The sequence below is a fragment of the Shewanella electrica genome, assembly GCF_022321485.1.
Lineage (GTDB): Bacteria > Pseudomonadota > Gammaproteobacteria > Enterobacterales > Shewanellaceae > Shewanella > Shewanella electrica.
The window spans coordinates 185,567-202,354 of record NZ_JAKOGG010000004.1 but is presented as its reverse complement, the minus strand read 5'-3'; the positions used below and the strand labels follow the sequence as shown (position 1 = coordinate 202,354).

Here is a 16,788-nt window from a genome sequence, read left to right as displayed (position 1 = left end):
TTTAGCCGTTAATGTTTGTTGAAGTTAAGCGTTATGAACCAGGCGCGGCCAGTGACGCTTACAACTAAACAAGCTCGCGCCAGCTAACTGCGGACAAGCTGAAGCCTGACCACTTGCACTACTGCGTTCAGCGGTGCCTGAGTGTGTGCAAAGGTTATCAATTCTTAACAAATTGTGTCTATCACCCTGATTTACTGACTTTTTATACGTTGATTTGTTTATCTTTACTAAATCCTTACACTTTCACACGCTGTGAAAAACGGAAACTGGATATACTGCCCGCAGGTTGAGTTTTATCACTTTGGTTCCACTTGCAATTGGTTGTAGTGGACATTCAGGGATCGTCTGCAAAATGAAAAAATCCGTTAAACGCAAGCTCATTACTACCGTTTCCGTGCTCGCAGTGATTGTGCTCGCTGTAGTGATCTACTACAGCACGCGCCCGAAACCTGCGCCAGAGTACGCCACCGAAACCGTCCAACGCGGTGATATTGAAAACACCGTCCTCGCCAACGGCATGTTGCAAGCTTATAAGCTCGTCAATGTCGGCGCGCAGGTGTCGGGGCAGATTAAAAGCATGGCCGTGGAGCTGGGCCAAGAGGTGAATAAAGGTGATCTGATCGCCCAAATTGATAGCCTGACCCAGCAGAACAGTTTGAAAAACACTCAAGCGTCACTCAACAGCATCAAGGCGCAATATCGAGCCAAGGTGGCGCAAATCCATCAAGCCGAACTGGAGTTTGCTCGCCAAAAAGCGATGTTGGCCGATAACGCCAGTTCAAAAGCGGACTATGAAGCGGCCGACGCCAACCTCACCGTCTATAAAGCCGAGTTGGAGCAGTTGATTGCCCAACAAGCCCAAGCGGAAATTCAAGTAGATAACGCCAAGGTAGATTTAGGCTACACCACCATTTCGGCGCCGATGGACGGCACGGTGGTATACAGCGCGGTGGAAGTGGGCCAAACAGTTAACTCCAACCAAACCACGCCAACCATTATTGAGCTGGCCCAACTGGATAAAATGACCGTGAAAGCGCAGATTTCTGAAGCAGACGTGGTCAACGTCAAGCCCGGCCAACAGGTGTATTTCACCATTTTGGGCAATCCGAATAAAAAATACTTCGCCACCCTGCGCGCCATTGAACCTGGGCCAACCTCCATGGATGGCAACGATAAAGACATGACCTCCAGCGACTCAGAAGCCATCTACTATAACGGTTTGTTTGATGTCGATAACGCTGACCGCGCCTTGCGCATTGGTATGACTGCCCAAGTGTCTATTGTGCTGCAACAAGCTGAAGATGCACTGTTGGTGCCAGCACAAGTATTGCAACTGGCCAAAAGTGCACCAGCAAAAGCGAACCGCCGCGCCAACGGTGCCGTTCAATACCAAGTACCAGTGTTGGTTAATGGCGAGCTGCAATACCGCGATGTCAAAGTGGGCATCAATAACAAAGTGTATGCCCAGATTACTGATGGCCTGCAAGAAGGTGATGAAGTGGTGATCGGCATGCCAACAGGCACCAGTTATTCCAGCCGCTTTGGCCGCTCTGTGAGACTGTAATTTATGAGCAATCCATTACTTGAAGTCAGTGGTGTGTATCGCTCGTTTCCGGCGGGTGATCAACAACTGACGGTATTACATGACATTAATGTCACCATCGAGCGTGGCGAAATGGTCGCCATTGTCGGCCAATCTGGCTCTGGCAAATCCACCTTGATGAACATTCTCGGCTGTTTGGATAAACCGTCGCAAGGCAAATACTTCATCAACGGCCAAGACACCTCCAAAATGGAAGCCGATGAACTGGCCGAGTTACGCCGCGAATATTTCGGTTTTATCTTTCAACGCTACCATCTGCTGGGTGATCTCACCGCCGTTGGCAACGCTGAAGTGCCCGCCATTTATGCTGGTAAAGATCGTCATGAGCGCCATGAACGTGCGGAACTATTACTGTCGCGCTTAGGCTTAGGTGAACGTCTGGACCATAAACCGAGCCAACTCAGTGGTGGACAGCAGCAACGTGTCAGTGTGGCGCGCGCCTTGATGAATGGCGGTGATGTGATTCTGGCGGACGAACCGACTGGAGCGCTCGACAGCCACAGTGGTGAGGAGATGATGCGGCTGTTGCAAGAGCTACATCAGGACGGCCACACCATCATCATCGTGACCCACGATATGCAGGTGGCGGAATATGCCGACCGTATCATCGAAATCAAAGATGGGGTGATTTTTGCTGATCGCCGCAACAAACCTGCGGGCAGCGTCAAAGCGATTCCCGAGAAAAAAGCTAAACCACGTAACTGGATGGCTAACTGGGATAACTTTACCGAAGCGCTGAAAATGGCGTTGCTGGCGATGTCATCGCATCGGTTGCGTACCTTCTTGACCATGTTAGGCATCATCATCGGTATCGCCTCGGTGGTATCGGTGGTGGCGCTGGGCGAAGGCTCGCAACAAGCGATTTTGCAAAACATCAGCTCAATGGGCACCAACACCATTGATGTGCGCCCCGGCAGTGGTTTTGGTGATCGGCGTTCTGGCCGTGTGCGTACTCTTACCGCCAGTGATGCCGACACGCTAAACAATTTGCCATTTGTTGACAGTGTGACGCCATCAATCAGTACCAGCGTCACCATACGTTATGGCAACCAAGCCAAAAGCGCCTCGGTGAGTGGTGTTGGCCCCGACTTCTTCCGTGTACGCGGCTATGAGCTGACCGCGGGACAATTTTGGGATCAGCACAGCGTTGATACCTTAGCGCAAGAAGCGGTGATTGATGACAACACCAAGCAGGAGCTATTTCCCAATAGTAACCCGATTGGCGAAGTGATCTTCCTCGGCAATCTGCCAGTACGCATCATCGGCGTAACGGCGAAGAAGCAAAATGCCTTCGGTAACAATGATGCGCTCACGGTGTGGTTACCCTTCACCACAGTGGGCGGCCGCATGAAGAGTCAACATTATCTGGACAGCATATCCGTGCGGATCAGTGCCGATGCCCCTAGCGCAGCGGCTGAGCAAGGGATTATCAGTCTGTTGAAGATGCGCCATGGCACCGAAGACTTCTTTACCATCAATACCGATACCATTCGGCAAAATATTGAGAAAACCACCGCAACCATGACGTTGCTGATCTCCGCCATCGCGGTGATCTCGCTGGTGGTTGGTGGTATCGGCGTGATGAACATTATGCTGGTGTCGGTCACCGAACGTACCCGTGAAATCGGCGTACGCATGGCTGTGGGTGCACGCCAAGGGGACATCCTGCGACAGTTTTTGATTGAGGCCATTTTGGTCTGCCTCTGCGGTGGGATCCTAGGCATTAGCTTGTCGTTCTTAATCGGCTTTGGCTTCTCCTCCGCCGGAAGCAGCTTCCAGATGATCTACTCCACCAGTTCGATTGTGGCAGCGTTTGGCTGTTCCACCTTGATCGGGGTGTTATTTGGCTTTTTACCAGCACGCAATGCCGCCCGCCTCGACCCCGTCGATGCTTTGGCCAGAGAGTAATAGATGATGAAACAACGCAATTTTCGAATTCATATCGCGGCGCTGGCCGTATGCTCCACGCTACTCACGGGTTGTGGCGTATTTACCCGCAGCGAATTTACCGCCCCCCAAGTGAGCATTCCCAGCAGTTGGCAACAAACTCAAGTAGCTGACCAAGTGAATATGGATCCATGGTGGACCTCGTTTAATAACCCAGAGCTGAATCAATTAATTGAGCAAGTGCTGGTCAACAACAACGACTTAGCGTTGGCAACCTTGACGCTGCGACGTGCGCGCTTACAAGCGGGCATCACCGACGATCAACTGTGGCCGCAACTGTCATCCACTACTCGCGTGAGTAAGAGTAAACCGCTTGATGGCGGCGACAGCAGCACCAGTTACAGCACCACTGCCTCAGTCAGCTATGAAGTTGACCTGTGGGGCCGCGTCAGCGCCAATATTGACCAAGCGCGCTGGTCGGCGATGGCGAGCCAACAAGATCGTGAAAGCACTGCGCAAACCTTAGTCGCCACTACCGCCTCATTGTACTGGCAGATTGGTTACCTCAAGCAGCGGCTGCAACTGAGCCAAACCAGTATTGAGTATGCCAAACAAACACTGACATTAACCCAACAGCAATATTCGACTGGGGCCGTATCTCGCTTAAACGTGCTCGAAGCACAACGCAGCCTGGCAGGACAAGAAGCTAGCCACAGCGAACTGGTACAACAGCTAGTGGTCGCGCAAAACGCCATGGCAATATTGTTTGACCGTCCACCCGAGCAGTTCCCGGTCGCCATTGATAAGTTGCCAGAAGGCGCCGTTCCCCAAATCAATGCGGGTGTCCCCGCCGATTTGCTGGTGCGTCGTCCCGATATTAAAGCGGCATTGTATAAGCTAAAAGCCTCGTTGGCGGCCAAAGATGCCACCTTCACCCAGTACTTCCCAGCATTAACGCTGACTGGCTCGGTGGGCGATAGCTCTAACCAGTTGAAAGAGTTATTGCGTAATCCTATCGGCACATTAGGCGCTGGGCTTACCCTGCCATTTTTGCAGTGGCGCCAGATGTCACTCAACAATGATATTGCCGATATCGATTATCAAACCGCCACGATTAACTATCGGCAAGCGCTGTACCAAGCTTTTGAAGATGTCGATAATGCCATCTCAGCGCGGCAACAATACGCCTATCAAGGCGATAAGCTGCAACTGCAATATGATTCAGCCGTCGCCGCAGAGAAAATCTACGCCAGCCAATATCGTAACGGCGCGGTGAGTATTCAAGATTGGCTCAACGCTCAAGAAACCATGCGCAATGCTGAAGCGTCTTTGCTGCAAAACCGCTATAACCAACTCACAGCGCAATCGACCTTGTATCAAGCCTTGGGCGGGCGTGATATCGCCCCCGAAGTGGTCCAATAAGCTGACGAAAAAAACCGGCGTGGGAACGCCGGTTTGGCTTCTGCCACATTCCCGTGAGCCGACGGGAAACGGCAAAAAATCACACCACAAAGATCAACAGCCCCAGTCATAGCACTTCGACTTTCTCTATCAACAAGCCACCAAGCAGAGTTGCCAGCAGAGCCCACCATATCGCGAAGTACTATTTTAAAAATCAAATAAATTCAATAACTAAATAAATTTCACACGCTATTAATCACGCGGTGATAATACACATATCTGCCTACTGGATTTAGCATAGATGCAGAATGCCAAGGCTGCACAGATATCACCGCAACGATTATTTCCCTTGCAGAAAAATACTCGCGGTTTCATCAGGTTAAACATGAAAAAAATTGGCAAAAAATTCTAAAATTGAGCGGTGACGGCACCGTCGTGGTCAACGTCGTTGGACGAATGAGCCAAGCTGATGACATTACCAACGCAGTAGCAGCGGCAACGCCGGTCGAAAGTCGTGGCTTTGTCGCTGTGCGCCATGGTCAAAGGTTAACTCCATCAATGGCGTGATATCGGCAAACAGCTCGATACAGCTGTGCGCCATCACCGCCTTAGCCGTGGGAGATAAGTTACTCCCTTCGGCAATGGTCATATTCACCGCCGTTAATTGATGTAGTTCTGATTGCCAATTAAACGTCTGCCGTTGAAATGGCGGCAACTCACCGTCAGGCGTTTGTAGAAAGAACCATAAAGGCTCAGAAAGCGGATTATGTCTAGCAAGCGTTAAACGGTAGCCCTGCGGCAGAAATTCCGGATGGTAAGCTAACGTCGCTAACGCGGCATCGGGCTGTTTAAAGCACACGCCAAAAGGCGAGGTATTGCTGTTTGATTGCAGAAAACGCTCTGCCAAACGCGTGACTCGTGTGGCAGCACTGCGCAGCGCCACCTCGTCTTCGACAAACAATAACTCAAGATAGCAGTTGCCAAAGAAGAAACAGCGGCTGGCGGTCCCCTGCCCGGTATGACTGCGCGCCGCACCATCATGCAAACCAAAGGCGTTTAATAGCTCAACTTCTTGAGCGCCTGGACTACAAAAAATCACTAGATGATCTATCTGCATAATCCCTACCTTATTTAAAGTAATGACGTCAAAAAACTGACAAACATATAAAAATAAAGCTGAACCGTTATCGTCAGGCAAAATAGTGAACAGCAGCACCGTTGTTGACATCTACCACAACCACAAGGGTTAGCGCGTCACTGCGACAACATAAACACCATTCTATTTTGGTGATTAGCATGCTACATTTCACCAACATTTATAGCGTAGATTTTTTGACGGAATGCGCGTAAGGTTTGGCGCCGACCCACTTTAACTGGCTAAAAGATATGCCCAAAACTTCAATGCTGCAGGCAATATGGGACGACGGTCATCATTACCGCCGCAGTTTATTACGCACCATGTTGTGGATGATAGCACTGCTGGCTTTTGGTTTGGCGTTGAGCAATTTTGCCGCCGTCAACGGTGTGCCCTTTATTATTGTAGAAGCATTTGTTGCACTCTATTGCCTAGTGTTTTTATGGCGACTGCCTAACATCCAATACCTGCGTTTGTGGAGTGGCGCACTGCTGTTGATGGTGTTTGCCATCATCGCTGGCGGTATCGCCACTAAGGCGATGCATGTGGATGGTTTCTTCTGGCTGATGATGATGCCGCCATTAAGCTTGCTACTGTTGGGACTGCGCGCCGGGGCCATCATGACCTTAATATTTGGCAGTATTGGGGTGCTGCTGCTGATCACCACGCAACGGTTGGAAGATGGCACCCTTGATGTCCCGTTAATGGTCAACGCTATCGTGAGTTATATTGCCATTTGGGCCATGAGCTATGTCTATGAAACCCGCCGGTTAAGCGTCATCCATCAATTGCAACAAGTTGCTTCGCACGATCCGCTTACAGGACTATATAACCGGCTACATCTGGAAACCATTTTTAAACGCCTACTGGCACAACATCGTCAATCGCAGCAGTTTGCGTTGATCTTGATTGATGTGGATTATTTCAAACAACTGAACGACCAATACGGCCATGAAGCGGGCGATCTCGTGCTGGTGCAACTGGCTGAGCAATTGCGCCGCAACACTGGCGCTAACGACTGGTTATTTCGGGTAGGCGGTGAGGAGTTTTGTATGCTGTTACCACAAAGTGATGCGGCGCATACTTATCGATTGGCGGAGCAGTTGCGCCAACAAGTAGCCCAACATAGCCTAAGTTACCAAGCACACACCATCAGTTTTACGATCAGTATCGGCATTGCCAGTTGGCCTAGCGATGGTCACAATTTGGATGCACTTTATCGCAATGCCGACGCCGCGTTATATAACGCCAAACGCGCGGGGCGCAACACCACCTTGAGTAGTGATATGCCCGCCATCAACCACGCCGTCAATAGCAACTAAGTGGCGGTTGCCGCGCCTTTGTCTTGAGGCTTCGCAGTAGATTCGCGCTTAATCAGGTAGGGATCGACTATGGTTTCCACTTTGGTACTGATGCCATCGTGTTGGAAATGGCCCACCAACTTTTGTGTGGCTAACATTGCCAATTTTTCCACTGGACGCCTCATTGTGGTGAGCGATGGGATGACCCGCGAGGCAAACAAGTTATCATCGAAGCCGATAACCGAGAGCTGCTCAGGCACCTTAATCCCTAAGGTGTGGGCTACCCGCAGCACTCCTGCCGCCATCTCATCGTTATTGGCAAAAATCGCGCTGGGGCGCTGCGGCAGTGACAACAACTGCTCGGCACATGCCAAACCGCTTTCATAGTTGTTTTTGCCTTCAACAATGTGATTATCAGCCAGAGTCAGCCCCGCCTTTTGCGCCGAGGTTTTAAAACCACCGAGCCGCTCTTGCGACGAGTAATAATGCAACGGTCCAGTGATCATGGCGATGTTGTTATGCCCTAACTCCACCAAATGCTCGACAATTTCCGCCATGGCGGCACGCTCATTGGAGATCACGATATTGTCGTGATCATCCAAATCGGCCGAGGCGATACGCACGTAGGGATGATCAGCATCTTGCAACGCTTTGGCGAGCAGTTTGCTTTCCGACACTGGTGGCAAGATCAGTAAACCATCCACATTAGAGCGGGCAATAAACTTCAAGCAGTTATCGACAAAATCGGGCTCATGCCATTTACATGGATGCACCACCAACTCGTACCCTAGCTCGCTGCAGATAGATAGCGCGCCGCGCTGTACTTGGTCGATATAGAGCGCATCGGGGTTGTCATACACTAAGCCAAGCAGATAAGAGCGTTTTGAGGCGAGACCGCGCGCTTGTTTGTCAGGCTGAAAACTGACGCTTTCAATCACATTTTCAATACGCTTACGGGTTTCTTCACCCACCAAAGGCGAGCCATTGATCACCCGCGACACCGTGCGTTTAGAAACGCCCGCCATGCGCGCGACATCATTGATGGTTACTTTTTTAGTTTTGGTGGACATATCACCTTATCCGCGACAATTTTACGCCGAGCCATACTAGCATAATTTGCTGATTGCTATAGCAAAACAAATCGAATGATCATCACGGTATCGACGCGTTTCACCAGCATCATTTGCAATCATCTAACAACAACTAACCACGGAATAGCTCAACGGTGCAGCCTCATCCCGCACAGCACTAGCGCCACACCTCTGACATAAACAGCGCTAACAAAAACGCCATCAAACTCAGTTGATGGCGTTTGGATTAATTAACTATTTCGTGCTCTCAACACGCTGCAAATTTTCATCCAGCGGCGTCATTTTTGGCATCAACAGATGCACAATGCCGAGCAAAATGAGATAGCAAGAACCGGCAATCAAGAACGCGTAGAAATAGCCTGAGTTACCCGACTGATCGAGCACCGTGCCCAAGGTTTTATCGGCCACAATACCGATCAGCGCCCCCAGCATGCCGCCCAAGCCAACCACCGAAGCAGTAGCTTTTTTCGGCATCACGTCAGACACCAGCGTGTACAAGTTAGCTGACCATGCTTGGTGCCCAGCGGCGCCCATGGCAATCAAACATACGGCAATCCACTTATTGTCGGTCATCGCCACAAAGCAAGTTGGCAGGATAAACAGCGCGCAGAACAGCAGCGTCATCTTACGCGCTTTGTTGGTGCTCCAGCCGCGGTTCATAAAGAAGCCTGAAAGGTAACCGCCAAAAATACTGCCAACATCGGCAAAGGCATAGATGATAAAGAACGGCACAGCGATGTTTTTAATGTTGACATCAAAGGTGTCTGCCAGAAACTTAGCGCCCCAAAACAGATAGAACCACCACACCGCATCGGTTAACCGCGGAATGGCGCAGGCCCACGCTTCGCGGGTACGCACTACCTTACGCCAAGGAAGTTTTTCATCCGATTCCACCGCTTGAGTATCGGTATCGCTATGAATATAGGCTAGTTCTTCTTCAGAAACTTGCGGGTGTTCTTCCGGTTTGTGATAAATACGCAACCACAAAAACACCCAAATACTGCTCATTGCACCGGTGATTAAGAAGGGAATTTGCCAGTTATGGCCGTTAACCGACACAATCGCCCCCACGACAAACGGCGCGGCAATCGCCCCGAAACTGGAGGCAGCATTAAAAATCCCGGTAGCAAAGGCGCGGTCTTTTTTCGGAAACCACTCGCCTACGGTTTTAATCGCCGCCGGAAAGTTACCTGACTCACCAAAGCCGAGGCCAAAACGCGCCGCCGCAAAGCCAATCACACTAAATGCTGGCGTCACCGCCGCGTGCAACATGCCGAAAATACTCCAGATACCAATCGACAGGGTATAACCTTTTCTACTCCCCAACTTGTCGATGATACTGCCCATGGTGACCATCCCCAACGCATAGGCCACCTTGAAGGCGATCATAATATTGGCGTAATCACTATTATCCCAATGGAACATCTTCTCTAATGTTGGCGCCATCACCCCAATAATACTTCGGTCAAAGTAGTTGATTGTGGTAGCAAACATCAGCATCGCTAATATACGGTATCGATAATTACCTATCGCATTTTTACTTGTTATATGAATTGCTGTAGTCATTCTTCTCACCATTTTTTATGTTGCGTATCGACATCCCCAGAGATAGCACTCACACAAGCTGTGATACCGTCGATATAAGACGTAGCGTTTCATGCATAAATAAATAAGTAACGACTATAGAGCTTTATTTGAAATAACGATTTCATGCCCTCACAACAGCGAACCTATTTTGCGCAAATGTCACTGAACCCCCACAGTTCAGAATTAGAACAATCACTCAATTTATTAACGAACTGTGAGCCTATCGTTTTTTACTATTAAATCCGTGATTTGATATGCAAAAAACACTTTAAATACAACAAAAACACAAAATAATATGTTGTTTTACAGTAAGTTAATGATAGTAAACTAAAGTCGCTAACGAATCTTTTGATTGCGTGTTGTTATCTTTTGCTACCGGTGGCAATATGTCAATCAAACTAAAGTACAGGTGGCAACATTTGCACTCAAAATGCTACCGGTGGCACAAAAATATGTATTGTGGGGCAGGCTATGCAGCAGCTAAATCGCAGTAATTTTCAATACCCAAATCATCCCAGTAAAATAATGCAATTCGGCGAAGGAAACTTTCTTCGTGCATTTTTTGATTGGCAAATCGATTTATTAAATCAGCAATGTAAACTTGATGCAGGTGTATCGATTATTCGCCCAATTGATTACGACTCGCTGCCATTACTTAATAGCCAAGACGGTTTATACACCACCGTTGTTCGCGGTATTGATGAAGCGGGAAAAGCGGTGCAGCAAACACGCATTATCTCCTGCATTAATGAAGAAATTCCGGTCTATCAACAATTTGACCGTTATTTAGCGCTGGCTGAAGATCCAAACATTGAGCTAGTGGTCTCCAACACCACTGAAGCCGGCATTGAGTTCATCGACAGCGATAAACTTGACGACAAACCTGCCAAAGCCTTCCCTGCCAAGTTGACCCAATGGCTGTATCACCGCTACCAACATTTTGCGGGTGCCGCCAGTGCCGGCGTGATTTTGCTGCCGTGCGAACTCATCGATTATAACGGCGAAAAACTGCAACAGATTGTGCTGCAATACTGCCAGTTATGGCAGCTAGAGGCTGGCTTTGTTGACTGGCTGGAAACGGCCAACGAATTCTGCTCAACCCTGGTTGACCGCATTGTGACGGGCTTTCCGCGCGATGAACACGCCGCACTGCAAACTAAGTTTGGTTATACCGATAACTTTATGGTCACTTGTGAATACTTCCACCTGTTTGTAATCCAAGGCTCTGATCGCATTAAGCAATTTTTGAGGTTTGACCAAAGCGATCTCAATATTTTGCTGGTGGATGACATTGCGCCCTACAAACAGCGTAAGGTTGCCATTCTTAACGGTGCGCACACCGCTATGGTGCCGCTCGCTTATTTGGCGGGGTTAGATGCGGTAAAAGAAACGGTCGAAGATCCTCTGTTCAGCCGCTTTGTGCAGCAGTTTATGTTTAATGAAGTGATCCCGACCTTGAATTTCCCAGCCGAGGAGATCAACAACTTTGCCAATGCGGTGATCACCCGCTTCCAAAACCCGTATATCCACCATCTGTTGCTCTCCATCGCACTCAACAGCATGACCAAATTTACCACCCGTATTTTGCCGCAACTGCTGCAATACCAAGCGCAAACAGACAAGTTGCCACCATTGATGATTGCCGCATTGGCAGGACAACTGCTGTTCTATCGTGGTCTGCGCGGTAACGAAGCGATCCCATTAAAAGATGATGATTTTTGGCTGACCAAATTCAGTGCTTTGTGGCAGCAGTATCAGCAAGGTGAATTGCCGTTACATAGCTTGGTGGAAAGCGTCTTAGCGGAAAGCACGCATTGGGGCCAAGACTTAAACCAAGTCAGTGGCATGACGGCGGCGGTAACCAGCAGCCTCGACAAACTTCTGCACCAAGGTGTACGCGACACCTTGAGTGAGCTATTGGTGTAAGCAGGTAGCCAACATGAAATCGATTATTCGTTTACATCCCACCGACAACGTGGCCATTGCGCTGGCACCGCTCACCGCGGGCAGCCAATTAGCGGTGGATGAACTTAACATCACACTGCAACAGGATGTGGAAAAAGGCCACAAAGTAGCGCTGCAAAACATCAATGTCGGCGCTGACGTGATCAAATACGGCGCGCCGATCGGCCACGCGTTGGCAGAGATTGGCGTGGGCAGTTGGGTTCATACCGAGCAGATCAAAACCAATCTGAATGACGAACTGGAATACCGCTACCAACCGGTGGATAGCAGCATTGAGCCACAAGTCGATGATACGCCTGAAGTTTCCATCTACCGCCGCGCTGACGGTCAAGTGGGCATCCGCAACGAGCTGTGGGTGATCCCCAGCGTTGGCTGCGTCAACGGCATGGCCGCACAGATGGTGAAGCAGTTTTTGCAACGCCACCCACAACTTGAGATCGACGGCGTGTTTGTGTTTCCGCATCAGTTTGGTTGTTCCCAACTGGGCGACGATCTGCAGATGACCAAAAAGCTGCTGCAAAATATGATCGAGCATCCGAATGCGGGCGGCGTTTTAGTGGTCGGTTTGGGCTGCGAAAACAACCAGGTGTCGGCGATCAAACTCGGCGTAGAGCAACGCAGTGATGATCGGGTCAGATATTTGATCACCCAGCAAGTCGAAGATGAAGTCGAAGCTGGTCTTGAGCAGTTAGAAGCGCTGTATGAAGTGATGCGCCACGATAAACGTGTGCCCGGCAAACTCAGCGAAATCCACTTTGGCCTTGAATGCGGCGGCAGCGATGGCCTGTCAGGCATTACTGCCAACCCCATGCTGGGACAACTGTCAGATTATTTGATTGCGCGCGGTGGCACCACGGTGCTGACCGAAGTGCCAGAGATGTTTGGCGCCGAAACTATCTTAATGTCGCGCTGTAAAGACGAGGCCACCTTCGAGCAACTGGTGGAGATGGTCAACGGCTTCAAACGTTACTACAAAGACCATGATCAACCGGTGTATGAGAATCCGTCTCCCGGCAATAAAAAGGGCGGCATTACCACGCTGGAAGATAAATCCCTCGGCTGCACCCAAAAAGCGGGGCAAAGCCAAGTGGAAGCGATTTTGGATTACGGTCAGCGCCTCAAAAATCCGGGGTTACACCTGCTTAATGCGCCCGGTAATGATGCCATTGCCACTAGCGCCCTCGCCGCTTGCGGTTGCCAAATGGTGCTGTTTACCACCGGCCGTGGTACGCCGTATGGCGGTTTTGTACCCACACTAAAAATTGCTACCAACAGCGAACTGGCACAGAAGAAAAAGCACTGGATCGACTTCGATGCAGGCCGCTTAATCAACGATGTCACTATGACGGAACTGCTGGATGAATTTATCGCGCTATTGGTCAAAGCCTGTAGCGGTGAGCCAGTGAAAAATGAGCTGAACGATATTCGTGAAATCGCCATTTGGAAACAAGGGGTTACCTTGTGAGTTCACAGCAACATTCAGTTAAAAAAGTCGCCATTATCGGCGAATGCATGGTGGAACTGTCCGGCCAGTTAATGGGGCAAATGCAGCAAGGTTTTGGTGGCGATACGCTCAATACGGCGGTCTATCTCAAACGGGTGGCAGGCGCACAGGCACAAGTTTCCTATGTCACCGCCATGGGGCAAGACAGTCTCAGCCAAGCGATTATCGCGCATTGGCAGCAAGCGGGCATCGATTGCCAGTTTGTCCTGCGCGACCCAAGCCGCAACGCCGGGCTGTATCTTATCGAAAACGATGCCAACGGCGAGCGCAGTTTTCATTACTGGCGCAACCAAGCAGCGGCGAAATTTCTGCTGCAACACGCCGACATCGCCGCGGTGCTCGATACACTGCAACAATATGATCTGATTTATCTATCAGGCATCAGTCTGGCCATTTTGCCAGAGGCCGACCGCATCAAACTGATCGCCTTTCTCACCCAAGCCAAAGCGGCAGGTGTCACTATCGCCTTTGACGGCAACTATCGCCCACGTTTATGGCAAAGCGCCAGTACAACCCAAGCGATTTACCAGCAGTTGTATGCGCTGTGTGATATCGCGTTGTTAACCTTTGACGATGAAGCCGCGCTGTGGGGAGATAGCGATGTCGAAGCCGCCTTTACGCGGTTAGCACCATTTAATATCAATACCTTAGTGCTAAAAGTCGGTAGCGATGGCTGTTATATCCAGCCCGCACTTGCGCAACGGCAACACATTCCGACCACTAAAGTCAGCCATGTGGTGGATACCACCGCGGCGGGTGATTCATTTAATGCAGGATTTTTAGCGGCGTGGCTGGCGGGGCTTCCGTTACGCCAAGCGGCTGATTGGGGCAATCAACTGGCTGGGCAAGTGATTCAGCAAACAGGGGCGATAGTGCCAACGCTACCACTTAGCGAGCATAACTAACACGGTTGATTGAATAGTGTTGCCTAGCGCAGATAACAACCATAGCGGGCAACATCATTCTACTTAGAGATATTTTTAGGAGCGCAACCATGGTGTCATTTAAAGCATTACTCAAGCAGCAAGTGTTGCTGCCGATCATTCAGGCAGAAACGGCCGAGCAAGGCGTTGCCATCGCCAATGCGATGCAGCAAGCCGGTATTCATTTGGTGGAAGTGGTGCTGCGCACCGAGGCGTCCATTGCGGCACTGCAAGCCATCAAAGCCGCCTATCCACAGATGGTAGTGGGCGCAGGCACCGTCACTAATGCTGACACCTTAAATGCGGCGATTGCCGCCGGCGCTGACTTTATTGTGACACCAGCGATTACGCCAAACTTACTGAGCCAGTTGCGTGATTGTCCAGTTCCGGTCGTGCCAGGTGTATCTAATGCTGCCGATGTACTGCTGGCCGTTGAGCAAGGCTTTACTGAATTAAAACTGTTCCCTGCCACCTTGTCAGGCGGTGCGGCGTTTATCAAAGCGATGGGCGCGGTATTTCCGCAAGTTAACTTCTGCCCTACTGGCGGCATCAACGACAGTAACAAAGATGACTTTTTACGACTGAGTAACTGCATCGCTGTCGGCGGTTCTTGGATTGCGCCAAGCAATTGGGTGGAAGAACAGCGTTGGCAACAGATCACCGCCGCCTGCAAGGTAGCCAATACTCCGGCGTTATGCCATTAACACATAGGAGCTGTGCGCAAGTTTTCGGCATGAATGCCGCGTAACTCACAAAGTTACAAACTGCTGCGCGCTGCAATTGCCACCGGTAGCAATGAGGTGGTAAAAATAACGCACATTTGCTGAGCCATTAGTTTTTCGAGGCTGTAGAGCGTTATTGACGATCTGCTTATTAAGGAAACAACATGACTGCTTCACCTACACCGTTAGAGATGCATCCTGACCGTCTCTTTTCCAGCGACAAAACCGTTATCGCTATCGCCCGCGAGCTGTATCAAGAGATTAAAGATCTACCGATTGTTAGCCCGCATGGTCATACCGACCCACGCTGGTTCAGCGACAACCAAAATTTCCAAAATGCCACTGATCTGCTGATCAAGCCCGATCACTACGTCTTCCGCATGCTATACAGCCAAGGCATTCCACTCGAATCATTGGCGATTCCACAACGTGGTTTACAAGGTGATCGCAGTAAAGACAATGCGGTTGATCCGCTGGAAGTGTGGCAAATTTTCGCCAAACACTATTACCTGTTTGCTGGCACGCCATCGGGTTACTGGCTGGATTCAACCTTTGCCAATGTGTTTGGTTTTACAGAAAAACTCTGTGAAGCCAACGCCGCCGATTATTACCACGAAATCAACCGCCAACTGCAATCACCCGCCTTTGCGCCGCGCGCCTTGATGGACAAATTCAATATTGAAGTGATTGCCACCACCGAAGGCGCGTTAGATGAACTAAAACAACACCAAAAGCTGACGGGCACTGACTTTGCCAAACGGGTGGTCACGACCTTCCGCCCTGACGACGTGGTTGATGCCAGCCGTGAAGACTTTGTCGCTAACGTGCAAAAGCTCGGTGAATTGACTCATTGTGATACCAGCAATTGGCAGGGCTACCTGCAAGCGATTCAAGTACGTCGCCAATACTTCATTGAACATGGCCGCGCCACCGCGACTGACCACGGCCATCCAACCGCCCTTACCGCTGATTTATCGCCAAGCGAATGTGAAACGCTGTTCCAGCAATGTCTTAACGGCAGTGCCAGCAAAGCACAGCAGGAACTGTTCCGCGGTCAAATGCTCACCGAGTTGGCCGGCATGAGTATTAACGATGGCTTAGTGATGCAAATCCATCCCGGTGCGCACCGTGACCATAACAAACGTATTTTTGATGTTTACGGCCGCGATAAAGGCGCCGATATCCCATCACAAACCGAATATGTGAATGCACTTAAGCCTCTACTCAGCAAGTACGGCAACAATAGGGACTTGCGGATTATCCTGTTCACATTGGATGAAACGACTTATAGCCGCGAACTGGCACCGTTGGCGGGCCATTATCCAACCTTGAAGCTTGGCCCAGCATGGTGGTTTCATGATAGCCCCGCCGGTATGTTAAGGTTCCGTCAGCAAGTGACCGAAACGGCAGGCTTTTATAACACTGTAGGCTTTAATGATGACACTCGGGCGTTCCTGTCGATTCCTGCACGGCACGATGTGGCGCGCCGCGTTGATTGCCGCTTTTTAGCGGAACTGGTCGCCAATCATCAGATCACGTTAGCCGATGCCAAAACACTGGCTTACCAGTTAACTTACGGATTAGTAAAACAAGCGTATAACTTCAAATAAATAGAGGCACTGGTAACTACTGACCTCGCAATTAAATAATTGAAAAAACGCTAAAATCA

12 protein-coding genes are annotated in these 16,788 nt (G+C 50.1%); 9 read left to right on the top strand and 3 right to left on the bottom strand.

The genetic code is table 11. The annotated features are described in order from the left end of the window. The first annotated feature begins 352 nt into the window (after window positions 1-352). Genes L9G74_RS07825 through L9G74_RS07815 form a run of 3 tightly spaced genes read left to right on the top strand, consistent with a single transcriptional unit; the run spans window position 353 to window position 4,912 of the window. On the top strand, window positions 353-1,564 hold the full coding sequence (locus tag L9G74_RS07825; RefSeq protein WP_238895743.1) for an efflux RND transporter periplasmic adaptor subunit: 1,212 nt from the start codon (window positions 353-355) through the stop codon (window positions 1,562-1,564). 3 nt (window positions 1,565-1,567) lie between these two features. Beyond that, window positions 1,568-3,511, top strand: a complete 1,944-nt coding sequence (locus L9G74_RS07820) for a MacB family efflux pump subunit (protein WP_238895742.1) — start codon at window positions 1,568-1,570, stop codon at window positions 3,509-3,511. 3 nt (window positions 3,512-3,514) lie between these two features. Then, window positions 3,515-4,912: an efflux transporter outer membrane subunit gene (locus tag L9G74_RS07815; protein WP_238895741.1), complete on the top strand. Its 1,398-nt coding sequence runs from the start codon at window positions 3,515-3,517 to the stop codon at window positions 4,910-4,912. 454 nt (window positions 4,913-5,366) lie between these two features. Here L9G74_RS07815 and L9G74_RS07810 read toward each other — a convergent pair whose 3' ends face one another. After that, window positions 5,367-6,008 carry a VOC family protein gene (locus L9G74_RS07810; RefSeq protein ID WP_238895740.1) on the bottom strand — a complete coding sequence of 214 codons (642 nt, stop codon included), beginning with the start codon at window positions 6,006-6,008 and terminating at the stop codon, window positions 5,367-5,369. 269 nt (window positions 6,009-6,277) lie between these two features. Here L9G74_RS07810 and L9G74_RS07805 point away from each other — a divergent pair, with 269 nt between their 5' ends. After that, window positions 6,278-7,348, top strand: a complete 1,071-nt coding sequence (locus tag L9G74_RS07805) for a GGDEF domain-containing protein (RefSeq protein ID WP_238895739.1) — start codon at window positions 6,278-6,280, stop codon at window positions 7,346-7,348. On the opposite strand, the gene L9G74_RS07800 is transcribed toward L9G74_RS07805, so the two are convergent. Together L9G74_RS07800 and L9G74_RS07795 are read right to left on the bottom strand one after the other, a co-directional pair. Beyond that, window positions 7,345-8,397, bottom strand: a complete 1,053-nt coding sequence (locus tag L9G74_RS07800) for a LacI family DNA-binding transcriptional regulator (RefSeq protein WP_238895738.1) — start codon at window positions 8,395-8,397, stop codon at window positions 7,345-7,347. The two genes, L9G74_RS07805 and L9G74_RS07800, sit on opposite strands and share 4 nt — an antisense overlap. Window positions 8,398-8,652: 255 nt before the next feature. Next, the gene (locus L9G74_RS07795; RefSeq protein ID WP_238895737.1) at window positions 8,653-9,912 is read right to left on the bottom strand and encodes an MFS transporter; all 1,260 of its coding nucleotides are present in this window, start codon (window positions 9,910-9,912) and stop codon (window positions 8,653-8,655) included. A 564-nt stretch (window positions 9,913-10,476) separates the two neighbouring features. Here L9G74_RS07795 and L9G74_RS07790 point away from each other — a divergent pair. The 5 genes from L9G74_RS07790 to uxaC all read left to right on the top strand — a co-directional run bounded on the left by L9G74_RS07790 (window position 10,477) and on the right by uxaC (window position 16,729). Continuing rightward, window positions 10,477-11,931, top strand: a complete 1,455-nt coding sequence (locus L9G74_RS07790; RefSeq protein WP_238895736.1) for a tagaturonate reductase — start codon at window positions 10,477-10,479, stop codon at window positions 11,929-11,931. A 13-nt stretch (window positions 11,932-11,944) separates the two neighbouring features. Beyond that, entirely contained in the window at window positions 11,945-13,435 is a 1,491-nt protein-coding gene (locus L9G74_RS07785; RefSeq protein WP_238895735.1) for a UxaA family hydrolase, read from the top strand. Continuing rightward, window positions 13,432-14,379 carry a sugar kinase gene (locus L9G74_RS07780; protein WP_238895734.1) on the top strand — a complete coding sequence of 316 codons (948 nt, stop codon included), beginning with the start codon at window positions 13,432-13,434 and terminating at the stop codon, window positions 14,377-14,379. The genes L9G74_RS07785 and L9G74_RS07780 overlap by 4 nt, the downstream gene beginning before the upstream one ends. A gap of 89 nt (window positions 14,380-14,468) precedes the next feature. Then, window positions 14,469-15,101 (top strand): bifunctional 4-hydroxy-2-oxoglutarate aldolase/2-dehydro-3-deoxy-phosphogluconate aldolase, encoded by a 633-nt coding sequence (gene eda, locus L9G74_RS07775; RefSeq protein ID WP_238895733.1) that lies wholly within the window; start codon window positions 14,469-14,471, stop codon window positions 15,099-15,101. 182 nt (window positions 15,102-15,283) lie between these two features. After that, entirely contained in the window at window positions 15,284-16,729 is a 1,446-nt protein-coding gene (uxaC, locus tag L9G74_RS07770; protein ID WP_238895732.1) for a glucuronate isomerase, read from the top strand. Window positions 16,730-16,788 lie beyond the last annotated feature (59 nt).